General features: G+C 53.5%; 12 protein-coding genes. 4 read left to right on the top strand and 8 right to left on the bottom strand.

Translation table 11 applies throughout. The annotated features are described in order from the left end of the window. The first annotated feature begins 60 nt into the window (after positions 1–60). Complete coding sequence (locus KNP71_RS14535) at positions 61–1,053, top strand: LLM class flavin-dependent oxidoreductase (RefSeq protein ID WP_131471992.1); 993 nt, start codon at positions 61–63, stop codon at positions 1,051–1,053. Between the two features lie 43 nt (positions 1,054–1,096). Here the strand turns inward: KNP71_RS14535 and KNP71_RS14530 are convergent, their stop codons facing one another. After that, positions 1,097–1,408, bottom strand: a complete 312-nt coding sequence (locus KNP71_RS14530; RefSeq protein WP_214799450.1) for a hypothetical protein — start codon at positions 1,406–1,408, stop codon at positions 1,097–1,099. 153 nt (positions 1,409–1,561) lie between these two features. Between KNP71_RS14530 and KNP71_RS14525 the strand changes: the two genes are divergently transcribed. The 3 genes from KNP71_RS14525 to KNP71_RS14515 are packed head-to-tail and all read left to right on the top strand — an operon-like array spanning position 1,562 to position 6,077. Further along, positions 1,562–4,744, top strand: a complete 3,183-nt coding sequence (locus KNP71_RS14525) for a bifunctional diguanylate cyclase/phosphodiesterase (protein WP_214799448.1) — start codon at positions 1,562–1,564, stop codon at positions 4,742–4,744. 44 nt (positions 4,745–4,788) lie between these two features. Continuing rightward, positions 4,789–5,649, top strand: a complete 861-nt coding sequence (locus KNP71_RS14520) for an MBL fold metallo-hydrolase (RefSeq protein ID WP_131471986.1) — start codon at positions 4,789–4,791, stop codon at positions 5,647–5,649. Next, positions 5,649–6,077 carry a GNAT family N-acetyltransferase gene (locus KNP71_RS14515; protein ID WP_051627766.1) on the top strand — a complete coding sequence of 143 codons (429 nt, stop codon included), beginning with the start codon at positions 5,649–5,651 and terminating at the stop codon, positions 6,075–6,077. The genes KNP71_RS14520 and KNP71_RS14515 overlap by 1 nt, the downstream gene beginning before the upstream one ends. Before the next feature lie 28 nt (positions 6,078–6,105). Here KNP71_RS14515 and guaC read toward each other — a convergent pair whose 3' ends face one another. The 7 genes from guaC to KNP71_RS14480 form a co-directional block, all read right to left on the bottom strand. After that, positions 6,106–7,089: a GMP reductase gene (gene guaC / locus KNP71_RS14510; protein ID WP_029596386.1), complete on the bottom strand. Its 984-nt coding sequence runs from the start codon at positions 7,087–7,089 to the stop codon at positions 6,106–6,108. Positions 7,090–7,290: 201 nt separating this feature from the next. After that, positions 7,291–9,348, bottom strand: coding sequence for a PAS domain S-box protein (locus tag KNP71_RS14505; protein ID WP_214830955.1), 2,058 nt, complete (start codon positions 9,346–9,348; stop codon positions 7,291–7,293). Positions 9,349–9,457: 109 nt separating this feature from the next. Continuing rightward, positions 9,458–10,642 carry an MFS transporter gene (locus KNP71_RS14500; protein ID WP_131471984.1) on the bottom strand — a complete coding sequence of 395 codons (1,185 nt, stop codon included), beginning with the start codon at positions 10,640–10,642 and terminating at the stop codon, positions 9,458–9,460. 145 nt (positions 10,643–10,787) lie between these two features. Continuing rightward, positions 10,788–12,797, bottom strand: a complete 2,010-nt coding sequence (locus tag KNP71_RS14495; protein WP_214830953.1) for a catalase — start codon at positions 12,795–12,797, stop codon at positions 10,788–10,790. 109 nt (positions 12,798–12,906) lie between these two features. Next, positions 12,907–14,991 carry a heparinase II/III family protein gene (locus tag KNP71_RS14490; RefSeq protein WP_214830951.1) on the bottom strand — a complete coding sequence of 695 codons (2,085 nt, stop codon included), beginning with the start codon at positions 14,989–14,991 and terminating at the stop codon, positions 12,907–12,909. A 110-nt stretch (positions 14,992–15,101) separates the two neighbouring features. Further along, the gene (locus KNP71_RS14485; RefSeq protein WP_021067942.1) at positions 15,102–15,764 is read right to left on the bottom strand and encodes a hypothetical protein; all 663 of its coding nucleotides are present in this window, start codon (positions 15,762–15,764) and stop codon (positions 15,102–15,104) included. A gap of 50 nt (positions 15,765–15,814) precedes the next feature. Next, complete coding sequence (locus KNP71_RS14480) at positions 15,815–17,020, bottom strand: NAD(P)/FAD-dependent oxidoreductase (protein WP_131471978.1); 1,206 nt, start codon at positions 17,018–17,020, stop codon at positions 15,815–15,817. Positions 17,021–17,174 lie beyond the last annotated feature (154 nt).

Raw genomic sequence — 17,174 nt, 5'->3', positions numbered from 1 at the left:
CGGCGAGTCTTACAAAATCGAGATATTCACCATATATACTTTAGGAACGGAGCGATACAGATGAGATTAAGTGTATTGGATCAAGCGCCGGTGACATCCGGACATACGTCAGAACATGCGTTACAAAGTGCGGTCGAACTGGCCCAATTGGCAGAAGAGCTCGGCTATTACCGGATGTGGATGGCCGAACATCACGGTGGCATGTCGTTTGCCAGCTCGGCACCGGAAGTCGTCGCGGCTTATATTGCGGCCAAAACAGAACGAATTCGTCTTGGGTCAGGTGGGATTATGATGATGCACTATTCACCCCTCAAAATGGCCGAAGTGTTCAAGACGCTCAGCGCGCTCGCACCGGGCCGCATCGACTTCGGAGTCGGACGGGCACCGGGTGGGGACGCCAACGCCATCTACGCGATGTCGCAAGGGCAAAAACCGATGATGGACGGCCTGTATGAAAAGCTCGGGGCGACGCTCCAACTCATCAACGATGAGGCGCCGGAAGAACGATGGTATAAGAATACGCCGGCAGCGCCGACGGGTGTGAAGCTCCCTGAGGCATGGCTCCTCGGGTCGAGCGGGAACAGCGCCATCCAAGCAGGACGGATGGGGCTCGGCTATTCCTTCGCTCAATTCTTCAATGGGGAGCTGAGTGTCGCGGCGCTTGACGCGTATCGTCAGCACTTCACCCCGTCCGCTTTCATGGAGAAGCCGGACATCAACGTCACGTATCTCGTCACGACGGCCGAGACGGAAGAAGAGGCCGAGTATTTGGCACGTCCATCCGATCTATCGCGCCTGTTCTTGATGAAAGGCCAGCTCCGCCAATTGATGAGTCCGGAGGCGGCACACGACTATCCGCTCACCGAAATCGACAAGATTCAAATCGCCAACAACCGAAAAATCCATCTCGTCGGGACACCGAAGCAGATTGCGACGCAACTGCAGGAAGAATCAGCCCATTATGGATTTGATGAGGCGATGATTTGCAGCATCCAGCATACACAAGAGAGCCGCTTGAACGTCTATCGGTTGCTCGCCAAAGAACTTCTATGACGAACACTGCACCGGTCCTAACGGGGACCGGTGCAGTTTTTGATTAGAGGAACAGTTGCATGAGTACGAACAAAGCGACAAGCCCACCGAGGGAGACGGTAACGAAGACAGCGGCCGAGCGTTCGTGATTGCGTAAGATGGTATACAGCCCCACGACGAACGCACCGAGTGCGGCGGCGATGGCCAACATCGAGACGACGGCTGCCCACGTGTTGTCGAATAACGTGTCGAAGTTGAACGGTTGAGCGGATTGGACGATGAGGGCAGACACGAGTAAGAGCAAGAACACTGCAAGCAACAAGACGACCGACCATTTCCCTGGTCGTGTCTGTGGAGTGACGTTTCGACTAAGCATGATGGTTCACCTCGCTTTTGCGACTTTTACTTATCTATACCCGGTTATGGCCGGCTCATTGAAAATATCTTTCCCTTTTTTTAAACGGTTTCGTGAACAAGACCGGCTAAAACCACTAAACTAGAAGAAACGGAGATTGCCTGGAGGTACAGTATGCAGCAGATGAAGATCGACCCGCACTATTTGTTTGATGTGTTCGTTCACTTATACCGGATGGTGTTTTTGATGGAAGTGATGCCTGAGGGATATCGTTACGCACGCGTCAGTGAACAGGGGAAACTGGCGTCCTCGCTCCCGGACGATGTGAGTGGCTTGTATTTACATGATATGTATGCGGTCGATGTCGCCAACGAGTTAATCGTGCATTATGACGAAGTCGTCGCGACGCACGCACCGGTCTATTTCATGTCACAAATGAATATCGAGACCAATACCGCCCGTTTTGCTTCCTCGGTTCTCATGCCGCTTGAAGATGAGGCGGGTAACGTGCGCTATGTATTAGGGCTGACGACCGATTTGTCGGAAGAGGCAGAAATGAAGCTATTGAGTAGCATCGAGAACATCGATTATTTGACCGGGATGCCAAACTTGATGAAAGTGAAGCTCGAACTTGAGAAACTGTTCGTGCAACAAGAGGCCGCGGAAGCGACGAGTGTCATGCGCTTGCACATCAATCGCTTTAAAATCATCTTATCTCTTCAAGGTGTGGAACAGTCCCATCGCCTGATTAAAGAGATGACGCGGCACTTATCGGACCTGTTGCCGAAAGGATCGATTATCGGACGCGTAGACGGTGAAGATTTTATCGCTGTGCTGCCCCACACCTCAATCGAGACAGCGACGATACATGGGGAACGATTGCTTGCCGCTATCGCGGCATACACGTACCAAGTGGCCGAGACCGAGTTCGCTTTATCCGGTTGTCTCGGAATCAGCGCGGGGAGCGAGGACGCCGACCGGGTCATCATGAATGCGTCAACGGCGCTCCTCGAAGCGAGACAAGCGGGCAAGCAAATTATCAAAGTGTACGAAAAGGACGATTATGTCCAACATTATATCGATGAGATGACGATTGAGATGGAACTCATCAAGGGACTGAAAGCAGATGAACTGAGCGTCGTCTATCAACCGAAAGTTGGCTGTCAGGACGGGATGGTTCATTTTGAGGCGCTCGTGCGGTGGCATAGTGCGGCGCTCGGTAACGTCTCACCGGAAACGTTTATTAAGATTGCCGAAACGTCGCTCTTGATTGAAGACATTACCGGGTTCGTTTTCGACCGCGTCTGTCGTGACATGATCGAGCAACCGGACCTGTTTGCAGGGCGACGTGTCGCGGTCAACGTATCCCCGGTGTTGTTTCGGCAAGACTATATCAAACAGTTATTACAGGTGCTCGCGACATACGGGTTGAGACCAGAACAGTTCGAGTTTGAGATCACGGAACATACGCTTATGCAAGAACCGCTCCTTGGCATTCAGACGGTCGACTATTTGAAAACGAAAGGCTTTCGCGTGTTGATTGACGACTTCGGCGTCAGCTACTCTTCCCTCAATTACTTGAAGATGTTTGAGATTGACGGCATTAAAATCGACCGCTCATTCATCAGTCAATTAGATAAAGACAACGGCCTGAAAGAATATGAAATCGTCAAATTGATTGTCTCACTCGCTAAAAAATTGAATTTAGAGGTCACGGCCGAGGGGGTCGAGACGGAAGCACAGTATCGGGTGATGGAACAGCTCGGGTGTGATGAGATTCAGGGGTATTTCTTCAGTCGTCCGCTCCCGCTGAATGAGCTCCAACAGGCACTCGATGCGCTCGTCTATCAACATGCGGCGCTACGGCAACTCGAGTTGGCCACGACTTCTCCGTCGACGGTACTTGATGAACAAGAAGCTGAGCGATTGAAGACGATTCTGCGCCTTGAGATTTTAAACACTCCGCGAGAGGAGCGCTATGATCGGATTACGCGACTTGTCGCGCGCACGCTGAACATGCCGGTCGCGCTCATCTCGATTTTGACGACAGACCAACAATGGTTCAAGTCCTGTGCGGGTCCCTTGCTTGAGAGCCCACACGTGGACCGGGAATGGACGCTGTGTGATCGAGTCGTGACTGGCCAATCGTCGGTTGTCATCGAGGATGTGCAGACGTCTGAGGCCGGGACAAACAATCCGTTGCTTGAAAACCTCGGTTTTTATGCCGGTGTTCCGCTCACGACGCGAAGCGGACATGTCATCGGCACGCTTTGTGTGACGGACGAACGAGCTCGCACGTTTGACGAGGCAGCGTTGCAGTCGCTTGAAGATTTCGCGCGTTGGGTCATGGCTGAAATCGAATTGACGGAACAGACACGGGCCCAGGCCCAACGTCAACAGACGCTCGAGTCACTTTATGAGGTGACGGCACTTCATGAACCGTTCGGCAATAAACTAAAACGGATTCAGACGGTGCTCCGCGGCTGGATCGGCTATTCCCATGCCGTCGTCTTCTCGACGGAGTCGAAACATCGCGTCTTATCCGAGGACGGGGAAGGCAAGCTCGACTGGACGAGTGATGCCCTGCAACAACTTCATGCTTTGACGACAATCGGGCACCAAAAATTAGGTCGTGCCGAACTTGTGATCGATGGAATCGAGTTTAGCTCGATGATCAGTCTGCCGTTGTCCAATGATGGCAAGACGTTCGGCTGGGTCGTGTTCTTGGCTGAACAGGGCAGCTTGAACGACGTGGTCGACACCGCGACAATCAACGAGATGACGGATACGGTTTTGCTCGTGACCCGGTGGATGGAGAACGAGATTCGGCGCGAGCGGAAGCATCAAGAAGTCATCGAACTCATCACGCAAGACAGTCTGACGAAACTGGCGAACCGTCACTCGTTCATGACCGACTTGCGACAAAAGATGAACCGGAAGCAATCGGTCGTGCTGTTGTTCATCGATTTGGATGACTTCAAACAAGTGAACGATTCCTACGGTCATCTGATTGGGGACGAAGTGCTCATCGAGACGGCACGACGCATTCGCTCGTTCAGTCAAATGCATGACGGGAAGGCGTATCGCTTCGCAGGCGACGAGTTTTTAATCGTCATCGATGCCGAGCAAGAAGGGATTGCCACAGACCGTTTTGACGAGTTGAATCGCCTCATTTCCCAGGAAATGAACGTCGGAGATGGCTTGTCCTTGCGGTTGTCGGCCAGTATCGGCGTCGCTTGCTCACAAGACCACGCTTCGCTCGATGCGATGATCCATCACTCGGATGCGGCGATGTATGTCGCCAAAAAATGCGGGGGAGATGGCTATTACGTGTACGACTCACATCAAGAAAATTGATACGGAGGCATTTAAAGTATTACAGATGAAGGAGGGGGCCAATCATGCAGTCACTTAAACAGCATTCGGACCGATTTTGGTATATGGACCCGGTCGCGGAGACCGACCGTCCCATTTTAGGGGCTGTCGTCGGCGACGCCCATACGCTCATGATTGATGCGGGGAACTCTGAGGCGCACACGAATTTATTTCTAGACGCCTTGACCGAACGGGGCATCAAACGACCGTCAATCGTCACGTTGACGCATTGGCATTGGGATCATATCTTTGGATTGTCGGCGCTAACCGACATTGTCTCCGTCGCAAGCACGGCGACAAAAGCCGGGATGGAACGGTTGCTGCCCTATGCGTGGGACGATGCTTCCTTAGCCGACCGGGTCGAAGACGGACGAGAGATTGCGTTTTGTGCGGAAGCGATCAAACTCGAATATGGTGCGGAGCGGTCGATGCGCGTCGTCTTACCGACGCTGACGTTCGATGATACGCTCACCCTCGACCTCGGCGGGGTACACGTCATTCTGAAGCACGTTGGTGGAGATCACGCTGCTGATGCGGTCGTCGCTTATGTGCCAGAGGAAAAGGTGCTGTTTTTAGGGGATGCCCTCTATGCGAACTTGTACGCGCCGTCTTGGAGGATGACCCCGGCACGGACATTGCGTCTCTTAGAACTACTCGATCAGTTTGAGGCCGAGGCGTACGTCTGGTCGCATGGCCAAGTCGTGACCCGTCCCGAATATGAGAAAGACCGAGACGTTTTACGCCATTTGGCCCGAATCACCACTAATTTCCCAGGAAATAAAGAAGCGATAACCGCTCAGTACGAGCGTTTGACAGGTCGGGCCGTCGACGAGGAAGTGCAAGAGCTGATCTCGTTCTTCGTGAACGGTTCGAGCGAGGGACGGTGATGGACATCATACGGATTCACGACGAGGCCGAAGCATTTCAACAGTTTTTGACGAGTCGATTGCGGATGTTCAATGACACCCACTCGGTGCACCATCGTGAGATCCGCAACGCGGACGTGCCGGTCGTCCAGCTGAAAGTGGAACAGGACGGGGACGTAATCGCAGGATTGTTCGGGAGCGTCTATTGGGGCTGGTTCGACTTGGACCGGCTCTGGGTCGCGTCAGAACATACGGGGACCGGCCTAGGGAGCCGTCTGCTCGAGGAAGGGGAGCGGTTTGCCCGTGACCTCGGAGCGACGCGTGTCAAGTTGACGACATTCTCGTTTCAGGCGAAGGCATTTTATGAACGCTTCGGCTATGAAGTCGCCGGTGTGCTCCGTGATTATCCGCCGGGTTCGGACTACTATATGATGACGAAACGGTTATAAAAAAGGCGACTCGCGCGAGTCGCCTTTTTCAATATACTTTATCCCCGTTAAAGATTGAGTTTTTCACCATGACGTAATCGACAGTGCGCAATGCATCGAGATTGTCCCCACCCGAGTAAGAGATGGCCGATTGGAGGTCTTGTTCCATCTCGGTCAACGTGTCTTGGAGCGCCCCTTTATGCTCGACGAACACTTTCTTGCCTTCGACGTTTTTCCGTTCCCCTTTTTGGAATTCAGAAGCCGACCCGAAGTATTCTTTGAGCAATTTTCCGTCTTGTTCGAACGCCTCACCCGGAGACTCGTCGTGTCCGGCGAACAGCGAACCGATCATGACCATCGATGCCCCGAAGCGAATCGATTTGGCGATGTCTCCATGTGTCCGGATGCCCCCATCCGCGATAATCGGCTTTGTCGCCGCCTTGGCACACCAACGGAGCGCGGCGAGTTGCCACCCGCCAGTGCCGAAGCCCGTCTTGATTTTCGTGATACAGACTTTACCTGGTCCGATGCCGACCTTCGTCGCATCCGCCCCGGCATGTTCGAGTTCTCGGACCGCTTCTGGTGTCCCGACATTCCCGGCGATCACGAACGAACCTGGAAGATGGTGTTTGATATGTTGAATCATCCGGATGACCGCATTCGAGTGGCCGTGGGCGATATCGATTGTGATGAATTCCGGCGTATGTCCGGCTTCCGCGAGCATCTCGACGAAGCGATATTCGTCCTCTTTCACACCGACACTGATCGATGCATACAAACCGCGTCCATGCATATCTTCAATGAACTGAAGTCGCGTCTCCGGGTTAAAGCGATGCATGATATAGAAATAGCCGTTCTCGGCGAGTGATAACGCCACTTTCTCATCGATGATCGTTTGCATGTTGGCTGGAACGACCGGCAGTCGGAACGTGAAGCCTCCGAGCGTCACGCTCGCATCACATTCAGATCTGCTATCAACGACACATTTTGCGGGAATTAATTGAATATCTTCATAATCAAATACTTTATCCATGTTGTCACACCCCTATTTACGAACAATTTGATTTGTTGATTGGTAAATACTTCGCCCATTCGGTAATGTAACTTAAATCGAGATATATGTCAAAGGAATATGGTGATAGAAGGTAAAAATTCTTTATGATTTTCGTTTAATTGTATTTAATGTTCGTGTTTAGATGATAATTTAAAATGTTTCACGTGAAAAAAGACCGCTTTAAGAGCGGTCTTCATACACAACGTATTGATTGCGCCCGTTGGCTTTCGCCTGATAAAGGGCCAAGTCTGCCTGTTTAAGCAACAATTTCGTCGACATGCCAGCACGGTACGGGGCCACACCGATGCTTGAAGTCGTGACGAACGAATGGTTTTCTAGTTGCCATGGGTGTTGTAGGGCGGTGATCAGTTTTTCGGCCACCCGTTTTGGTGCGTCTGCTTCTGTGTAGCGGATGAGCACTGAGAATTCGTCACCGCCGAAGCGGGCGATCACATCTTGGTTGCGCAACACGTCGGTCAAACGAGCGGAGAATTGGCGCAGCAACTCGTCACCGATGTCGTGACCGAGCGTATCATTGATTTGTTTGAACCGATCGATGTCGAGCGACAAGATGGCGAGTGCCTCGTCTTCTTCTGTGAACCGTGCTAACGTCTCTTCTAAATAGGTAAGGAAGTAGCGCCGATTCGGCAAGTCGGTCAACGTATCATGATAAGCCAAATGCTTAAGCTGCTTCTCGAGCACTTTTCGTTTCATGATTTCACGCGTGACGGTCAAATAATGAAGTAGTTGCCCGCTGTCGTCATAAATCGCTTGAATCTTCGTCTCGAGCCAAATCCAACGGCCATCTTGATGCAGATGTCGGAATTCGAGCGTGAGTGGCTCGCTCGTCGCCGTCATCATCCGAAGTTGTTGTCTAACCGGTTCGACGTCGTTCGGATGGATGAAGTCGAGCGTGTTCTTGCCATCATAGAAAGAAGGGGCATATCCGAGCACGGTTTGATGGGATGGCGAGGCGTAGCGAACTTGTCCGTCACGCTCGAGAATACAGACGAGGTCGCTCATGTTCTCCGTGATGAGACGATATTGCGTCTCGCTCTGATGAAGCGCCCGCTCCATCTCACGCTTCTCAGTCACGTCGCGCAACAAGGTCATGACGGCAGTCGTTCCTTCATAATTGATTAACAGGCTGCCGATATCCATATGCAGCTTTCGTCCAGCCGGGGTGACGAGCACGACCTCGGTGTCTTGGACCGGATCGCCTTGGCGCAACGCATGAAGGCGTGCCTTGGTCGTCTCATGATATTCCGTGGCGACGAACGTGAAAATCGATTCATTCTCGATATACCTCTCGCCAATCGTTTCTAGCGCCAAGGCGTTGGCATATAGAATCACACCGTCTTTATGGACAATAATGCCTTCAGGAATCGTTTCAATCAATTGGCGATAACGACGTTCGCTCTCCTGGGTCGCCCGTTCGGCATTCTTCTCCGGCGTATGGTCGATAATGATGGCGAACAGTCCCGTGATGTGTCCCCCGACCTCGATCGGGATGTTCAAGATGGCCAAATCAAGCCAGTCGCCCGTCTTTTGAGGTGCGGTCATGCCGTATTTATGCGGCGTTCCGGACAAGGCGAAGCGGAGGCCCTCATCGACAAGGTCCCGTTCCGACTCGGGTAGCCATGACAGAAAAGACTGCCCCAACAAGTCGGCTTCCTCGTAGCCAGTGATTTGCGTGACGGCAGGATTGACCGATTGGACACGTAATGCGTCGTCAAGAACGAAGATGCCGTGAGGTGAATAGCGTTGGAGCGATTCGTGTTGGTCTTTCAAGATAGACAGCTCGAGTTCACGACGTTTCCGGTCCGTCACTTCTCGGACAACCGAGATGACGTGCGTGCAGGCACCCGACTCATCGAAGACCGGCGTCACCTCGGATTCATAGTAATGAACCGGCAAGCGAATCTCGTGTGAGACGGACGATGTCGTATAAGACGGTTCGGCCAAGCGATAGTCCTCGAAGACGAGACTTTTTCGTTCGCGGACGGCCTGGTCATAATGGCGTGTGACGAGAGTGGCCGTCTCGGGCGGAACCATGTCCTCGACACGTTTCCCGATATCGGCATCTGTCCAGCCAATCGCCTGTCGTCCCGGTTCATTTACAAATAAGTAGCGATAAGTTGAACCGTCCACTTCCATAAAGAAGACAAAATCTGAAATTTTGTCGAACGTACGGAGCAGGACGGAGGAATAGTGTTGGATGGTCTGGTCGGCGTGCATCATGTCCCTCATTTCAATCAAAAACTTTTCGGCGCGTCATTTTCATATTACCGCAAGTTGAGACAAAATGTGTGAACATTCCAAAAAGACAGGACTGTGAAAAGTCCTGTCAGGCTGCTCGTTTCATTTCGGTCCGCTCGCGGCGGCCGTTCATCAAGTAGTAGAGGAGCACGGTGAAGCAGGCCACACCGGAAAGCAACAGATACAGCGTTGAGAAACCGGTCAACGGAATGAGCAATCCGATCAAGTAAGGGCCGAATCCAAGGCCTGCGTCGAGCGCGATAAAGAACGTCGACGTGGCCATGCCCATCCGATGGGGGTCCGCAGCCTTGACGGCGATCGCCTGCGTGCCGGACTGGATGTTGCCGAAGCCGAGTCCGATCAATGCCCCAGCGAGTAACAGCATGACGGCGTTGTTCGCTTGACTCAAGACGAGCATGCCGATGGCGAACAGGACGATAGCCGGATACATGACGACATTGGCGCCGCGTGCATCCATCAGACGACCCGTGATCGGGCGCGAGATGAGGACGGCAATCGAATAGACGAGGAAGAAGATACTCGCGGCTTCGACAAGGTCGAGCTCGCTCGCATAGAAATTAATATAGGATAGCACGCTCGAGTAGCTGAGGGCGGCGACGCCGATGATCAGCGCGATCGGTAACGCCTTCGGTTCGACAAATGCACCGAGCGAAAACCCTCGGATGACTTGCGGATTCTCAGCTTCAGGCACCTTCACGAACAAGGCGCTCCCGAGACTGATGAGACCGACGATGAGACAGGTGAGAAAGATGACCGAGAAACTCGTGTATTGGCTCATCATCAAACCGACGAACGGTCCGATGGCGGTGGCGAGCGTCGAACTCATGCTGTAATAGCCGATGCCTTCACCTTTTCGGGAGCCGGGAATGACTTGGGCGACAATCGTTCCCGTCGCCGTGCTCGACAGTCCCATCCCGAGACCGTGGACAAAGCGGGTGAACAGTAAGAAGCCGATGCCAAAGTCGAGGAAATAGAGCAAAATCGTAGCGGTGAAGAACGTGAGGCCGATTAGGAGCGTCTTGCGACGTCCAATCGAATCGATCAAGCGCCCGATAAAGAGTCGCCCGACGAGGGTCCCGATAATGAAGATGCCGGTGACAAGGCCAGCCTCGCTCGTCGAAGCCCCATATGCCGAGACGGCGTGGACACCAATCGTCACCATCAATAAGAAAAAGATGAGCGTTAAGAAGAAGTTGACGAGAGAGATGATGAGGAAGTCTTTCGTCCATAGTTTTTGTGCGGTTAAATGCATCTGCCACCCGCCTCCTGTTTCATTTGATTATAAATAGTTAATAAACATAACTAAAGCAGTATAACAAACGAAGAGGGGTTTGTCCGAACAGACGCATTCTAATCAAAAAACCGATTCGCTGAAGCGAATCGGTTACGTCAAGCATTTATTGGCGGTCCCAGAACCGGCCCTTTGCGATGCCGTCGATAAACGTATCGAAGCCATCGAGGCTATGTTGTTTGAACGTGTATACACCTGGCTGGTCCGTCTTCACGCGGCAACGGTCGAGCACTTCATCATGATGCAGATGCAACGCGAGCGGTTTGAAGTGTTTATACGTGTTCTCGATGAACTCGAGCACGTCGTCTTCGACCGAGGTCGCGGTGCTGACGAGGAAAGCCGCATCGAACAGGCTCGAGTCGACCGTGTCGTATGTCTCTTTCACTTTAAGATCGCCGAGCGTATATGATTTCTTGCCGACGAGGCTGTAATTGACCTTATGATCGGCGAGCGCTTGCACCCACGCCTTCACTTGCGCGGCATCAACGTCTCCAGCAAGGAGGACGGCGACGCTCTTCGTGTCCGGCTTCGAAATCGTGTTGGCCATGCTGAGCGCCGGTGAGGCTTTGTCCGAGACGACTTCGTTATTCTCGGCCGGGAGGTCGACACCTAAGTTGTCGGCAACGACCGAGGCGAGATGACGGTCGATTCGATTCAACAAATCGACGGCGTTCTCTTTGACCATGTCCGACTCACATTTGCCGAGCTCGAAGCTGCAGGCGTCTTGGATGTGCTGCTTTTCGACGTCGGTCATGCTGTTATAAAACATCTTCGCTTGCGAATAGAAGTCGAGGAAGCTGTCGCTCCGGCCGCGAATCTTGTGGCCGTCGACTTTCTCTTGATAGTGCTCGAATCCGCCTTGGTCGGCTGGGACGGGCTCCGGTTGATTGTTGTTGAGCGCGTTTTTATGGTAGCTCGTCTGCCCTTTATGGATGGCCATCTGATGCATGCCGTCGCGCTGGTTGTTATGGAACGGACAGACCGGCTTATTGATCGGGATTTGATGGAAGTTCGGTCCCCCGAGACGTGACAGTTGCGTATCCGTATACGAGAACAGGCGCCCTTGCAGGAGCGGGTCGTTCGAGAAGTCGATTCCCGGAACGAGATGACCAGGGTGGAACGCGACTTGCTCGGTCTCAGCGAAGAAGTTGTCGACGTTGCGGTTAAGTATCATCTTTCCGACGAGTTTGACGGGCACTTCTTCTTCCGGCCAGAGTTTCGTCGGATCGAGAATATCGAAGTCGAACTTGAACTCGTCTTCCTCGGCGATGATTTGAAGCCCGAGCTCCCATTCCGGATAATCGCCTTTATCAATCGCTTCGTACAAGTCGACACGGTGGAAGTCAGCGTTCTTGCCGAGCGCTTTCTGGGCTTCGTCCCAAACTTGTGAATGGACCCCGAGTTTTGGTTTCCAATGGAACTTGACGAAGTGTGCCTTGCCTTCCTTGTTGACGAGGCGGAACGTGTGCACACCGAACCCTTCCATCATGCGAAGGCTGCGCGGGATGCCCCGGTCGCTCATCGCCCACATGATCATATGGGCCGTCTCATGGTTTTGTCCGACGAAGTCCCAGAACGTGTCGTGGGCGCTGCCGCCTTGAGGCACTTCCGTGTGCGGCTCCGGTTTCACGGCGTGGACGAGGTCCGGGAATTTGATGGCGTCTTGAATAAAGAAGACCGGCATGTTGTTCCCGACAAGGTCATAGTTGCCTTCATCGGTGTAGAACTTGGTCGCGAACCCACGAACGTCGCGCACGGTGTCCCCAGACCCACGCGAACCTTGCACCGTCGAGAAACGGACGAACACCGGCGTCACTTTCGACGGGTCGTTCAAGAAGTCGGCTTTCGTATACTCGGCGAGCGACTCATACACTTGAAACTCCCCGTGCGCCCCGACGCCGCGTGCGTGCACGATGCGTTCAGGAATCCGTTCGTGGTCGAAGTGCGTCATCTTCTCGCGGAAATGGAAATCCTCGATCAGTGTCGGTCCACGACGTCCGGCTTTGAGCGAGAATTCGTCCTCGGCCATCTTCAGCCCTTGGTTCGTCGTGAGTCCGGCTTGCTGCTCGTTATCAATCGTATGTTGTTTTAACTGTTCTTCTTTCTTGTTCCCCATGTTATTGCCTCCCCTTTAAGTATGCGCACACGCCGTAAGCCACATTTTGGCCTACTGTACGAGTTTTCCCTAACCGACCGAGAAAAAACCCCCATTATTAAAATGGAGGTTAGCGTAACATCGATAGCGTTTTCGTCGTGCCGTCCGACAGTTTGTAGCGCACGACGTAGTGGCGCGACGTCGTCTGGACTGTGGCGGACGTGATTTTGGTCGTCTTTTCGCCGATATGAATCAGCGTCAAATACTCGACTTGCTTGCCACGCTTTGTCGTCACGACTTGATTGCGGCGTTGCCAGTCGTAGTCCCGATACGACACATAACTCGCACCGACGGCGACTTTCGGCGTCGTGCCGACCTCGAGTTGTAACAGATGGATCGAGCGGTTCTCGTTGTCTTTATACATGGCATGACGGCTGCCGCTCGAGACGCGATTCAAACCGGTCCCGAGATGGAATCGCTGGACGAACGAGGTCGTGGTCGGGCTGGTGATGTCATCGTATACGAGCACCGTCCCGTCGCGGTCGTAGGCGATACGACGCGTGTGCGTCATCCCGTTACCGAGCAGCCCGCTCGTTCCCGCGGCCGTCCATTGCGTCGACGCGGCACCGACCGATGTGATTTGGCTTCTCCGCAAGTTGTTCGTCGTCAAGTTAAAGCTCTTACCTGCCACATGGACGGTGTTGTGGGCCGCGGCCTGCATGACGACGCTGCGCTCGGGACGGTTCGTATAGGCGTAGCGTCCGCTCTCGACGAGGAAGTCGCGGCCATAGCCGTACAGGTCAATCGACAAATCGTCGGCGTGCTTATGGATGTTGCTATGATAGCCGGCCGTCATCATCACTTGGACTGCGTCCCGGAATGGACCAGAAGCCCCGCCCCAATGTTGACGGAAGAAGGCGTACTGGTTCGATAGCTTACCGACCCGTGTCGACGGTTGGGTTCCCGATTTCCCTTGTGTCATCGCGTAATTCAAGTGCGGATAGCGATTGATATACGGAATCGCGTCCGTGCGGTGCGTGATGGACGGGGTGTCGCCAAACATCGGCAGGGTCCCGTTCGGTTTCAACATATACGTCAGCGCGCTCGGCATATCTTTGACGTCACGCATCCGGCTCGATAGGGCGAAGCGGTTGGCGGCCGCCCAGTCGTTGAACCGGGCGAGCGTGTCGTACAGATAAATTTGATAGAACGGCGAGTGCTCGAGATGGACGCCGTCCGTGCTCAAGCTGTGGTTCAACTGCTGGGTGAGCCGGTTCATCGCGAGAGAGCGCCAGGCCGAGGAACGATAAAAGCTCCGATGTGTCTCCGCGACGGCGGTTAAGGCCATATCTTGGAACATGCCGTGATTGTTGTTCGGTTTATAAAAGCTTGGCGTCGCCAGCAGTGTCGCGTGTTCATACAGTGTCTTGGCGAACAGCTGCGAGAACGCCGGATCGGTGTTCACTGCGGACGAGCGGAATTCATTCCAGAAATTGAGCAAATGGAACGTCCGGATGGCGGTGCCATGGTCGTGATACGGCCAACGGTAGCGTGTATAGTTCGCAGCCGGGTATTGCTTGGTCCAACTCGTGACGATCCGCTTCCCGTAGCGGAGATAATCGTCTCGTCCGGTGGCGGCATACGCTTGCGTCAACTGGTTCAACGTCGTGAAGTAATGGATTTGAAACTTGAATGACGTCGAATCGACCGCAGGGACGCTGACATCAAAACGGTATGTATCGATGTTCGGGACACGCAACTGATAGGGCGGGGACGGGATATACCAGTTCCCCTTCATGGCGGCGTCGGCCCGGGCGATGGCCGTCTTGGCGGTCAACTCATCGTAATAGTAAGGCGTCTGTCCCCGGGTGAGCGAGCGCATATACTCGTGCGTCAGCCGTGAGTAGGTCGAACCGGAAAACGTCGTCAGCGACAAGTTCGTCGCCACTAGTGTGACGGCTTGCTTTTTTACGTAGTAGATGGTTCTTCCGTCTTGAATCTTATAATAGTGACCGGACGTACTGAGCGCCTTGAACCGCTTTGCCGCGCGCAACGTTCCTTTCGGCTTGAGCGTCTTTCCGACAAATTGATAAAGCGTCGTGCCGGTAGGCGCACTCACCTCATAAGGTGAACTTGATGCGGCGTCGACCTGTCGCGGCGTCAAAGTGGCACCAATCATCACCAGCAGTAGGCATAAAAGCATCCATCGTTTCATAACGTCTTCCTTTCTCCGACCGTTCAACGGTTACATGTATACAATTAGTATACAATTATATATTTAGCCAAAGAAAGGAAAATTCGTACTATCTTTTTGGATGAATCAGGTTATAACGCGGCCCAGACACTCTGCTTCAAGACGATACGTTGGACCGTTTCGGGATTGAGATCATATTTCGTTGAAACGGTTCGGGTCACTTTCGCTTTCAAGTCAGGGTCGTCCGATTGCTCGGCCTCGTAGACGCGATTCCAGACTTGCCAGACGCGCGCTTCCTTGTCCGACAGTTGCGTGTCCCATTCTTTCTCTTTCAATTGCCAGCCGAACGACATCTCCTCATAGGCGCCGGGTTGGACCGTACTCGCCAGGCTCCAATCGCCTTCAGGGGCAAATACGGCTTCGCCGAGTGGTGATTCGGTACCGATATAGGCTTCGTGATCATAAAAACGGAGGAGGGCGGCTTGGAACGTATCACGCGCCGTCACCTCGTCCATGACATCCTGACTGATGGACTGGAGCGTCTCGACGTCAGGTTGTCCGTGGACCACGATATCATACGTATAGCGGACGGCCTCGTCTTCTGTCACAGCTTGTCTCGTTTCAATCGTGTAGCGTTGCTCGTCGTCTGTTGCCTCTGCTTGCGTGACGGTTTCCTCTGGCGTTTCTTCGGCCGGCTCATGCGGCCAGACGTAGACGGTCAAGGCGATGGCAGGGATGAAGAGAAGACCGCGCCTCAGGCGATACACCCATTTTGGTTTTTGTTTTGTTGTCATTTCACTCACTCCAATGCGTATGTATAAAAAAATCCCCTGATGTCAGGGGATTAACGTGTCCGATCTAATCGTACGATTCGAGCATCTGGATTGTCGATGCCGCGGACCAACTCGCTCAAAATTTTAGAACCTAACATGCTGTAGACCGTGCCGTTGCCCCCATATCCGAGTAAATAGTAGAGGTTCGGACGGTCCGGATGTTCCCCGATAAAGGGTAGCTGGTCGATTGACTCACCGAACAGGGCCACCCAGGCGTATTCAACTGTCAAATCATACATCGGGAACAGAGCTTCGACTTCTTGGCGCAACCGCTCGGCCCGTTTTTGAATGAGTGCCTCGCTATGCGGGGTCTCTGCTTTTTCTTCATCGAGTCCGCCGGCGATGATGCGGCCGTCGACGGTCGTCCGTAAATAGAGGTACGGCCGTTTCGTTTCCCAAATGAGCGCCTGACCTTCCCACTCGCCGAAATCAGGGACGGGATTCGTCGCAATCGCATAAGAACGGTTGAGTTCGATCCGATGCGTGTCGAGGAGCGGGGCCGGACGATAGCCGGTCGCGAAGATGACGTGGCCCGCTTTGAACGTTCCTGTGGGAGTCAAGACGAGCCAGTCGTCTCCGTCGGCGACGACTTCTGTGACGTCCGTCTCTTCGAAGATGGGGACGTTTTGGGTCGACAAGTAGCGGACGACCTGACGGCTGAGCGTGAGCGGATTGACCTCGGCATCGCCGTTCGTAATCAAGCCGGCCGGTTTATCGAACGGATAGCGTTCTTGTAACGCCTCCCGGTCGAGCCATTCGGCCGCGAGTCCGTGTTTCGTCAGCATCTCATACTCCCGTTCCAATTTGGAGACATCTGCCTCGCTGCTGGCGAAGCAGAGACTGTCACGCCGGATATAGACGTCCTTGGCGTCAACCGTCCCGGCGACCTCGTCGAGCGCATCGACCGCCTCGGCACACAGTTGATAGAAGCGGACCGCGTCCGCTTCACCGATTTGTTCGGCCAGTTCGTGCAACATGATGTCGTTCGAGTATTGAATGAGCCCTGTGTTCGCTGCCGTACTCCCGGCTCCGACTTTCCCTTGGTCGATGACGGCGAAATCGACACCGTCCTTGTAAAGCGTATAGGCTGTCAGCGTTCCCGACATGCCCGCGCCGATAACGAGTACGTCGTAGCGCTCTTTCTTGATTGGTTTTTGTAAGACGATCTGTTCCGATTCTGTGGTCGGCCAATATAAGTTCCCGTTGTGCATCTCCATGACGTCATCCTCCGATAATCAGCATCTTCTACTTAATCCCCGAATTTCACGAATGAAAACGCAAAAGGAGGCTGGGACATAACTAGCCAGTTCTAAAGTATTTCAATCAAAAAGAGGGGTCCGGTCACCGATTTTCGGTGACCGGACCCTTTCT

It is taken from the genome of Exiguobacterium sp. s56 (assembly GCF_018618255.1).
In the GTDB taxonomy this organism is placed as follows: domain Bacteria; phylum Bacillota; class Bacilli; order Exiguobacteriales; family Exiguobacteriaceae; genus Exiguobacterium; species Exiguobacterium chiriqhucha.
Note: the sequence above shows the minus strand (reverse complement) of the source record. Positions and strands in the feature narration are given on the sequence as shown.

Coding starts and splice junctions, on each gene's coding strand:
- KNP71_RS14505 (WP_214830955.1), bottom strand. CDS start 9,348: ATGCACGCCGACCAGACCATCCAACACTATTCCTCCGTCCTGCTCCGT.
- KNP71_RS14530 (WP_214799450.1), bottom strand. CDS start 1,408: ATGCTTAGTCGAAACGTCACTCCACAGACACGACCAGGGAAATGGTCG.
- KNP71_RS14490 (WP_214830951.1), bottom strand. CDS start 14,991: ATGAAACGATGGATGCTTTTATGCCTACTGCTGGTGATGATTGGTGCC.
- KNP71_RS14480 (WP_131471978.1), bottom strand. CDS start 17,020: ATGGAGATGCACAACGGGAACTTATATTGGCCGACCACAGAATCGGAA.
- guaC (WP_029596386.1), bottom strand. CDS start 7,089: ATGGATAAAGTATTTGATTATGAAGATATTCAATTAATTCCCGCAAAA.
- KNP71_RS14495 (WP_214830953.1), bottom strand. CDS start 12,797: ATGGGGAACAAGAAAGAAGAACAGTTAAAACAACATACGATTGATAAC.
- KNP71_RS14525 (WP_214799448.1), top strand. CDS start 1,562: ATGCAGCAGATGAAGATCGACCCGCACTATTTGTTTGATGTGTTCGTT.
- KNP71_RS14500 (WP_131471984.1), bottom strand. CDS start 10,642: ATGCATTTAACCGCACAAAAACTATGGACGAAAGACTTCCTCATCATC.
- KNP71_RS14520 (WP_131471986.1), top strand. CDS start 4,789: ATGCAGTCACTTAAACAGCATTCGGACCGATTTTGGTATATGGACCCG.
- KNP71_RS14535 (WP_131471992.1), top strand. CDS start 61: ATGAGATTAAGTGTATTGGATCAAGCGCCGGTGACATCCGGACATACG.
- KNP71_RS14485 (WP_021067942.1), bottom strand. CDS start 15,764: ATGACAACAAAACAAAAACCAAAATGGGTGTATCGCCTGAGGCGCGGT.
- KNP71_RS14515 (WP_051627766.1), top strand. CDS start 5,649: ATGGACATCATACGGATTCACGACGAGGCCGAAGCATTTCAACAGTTT.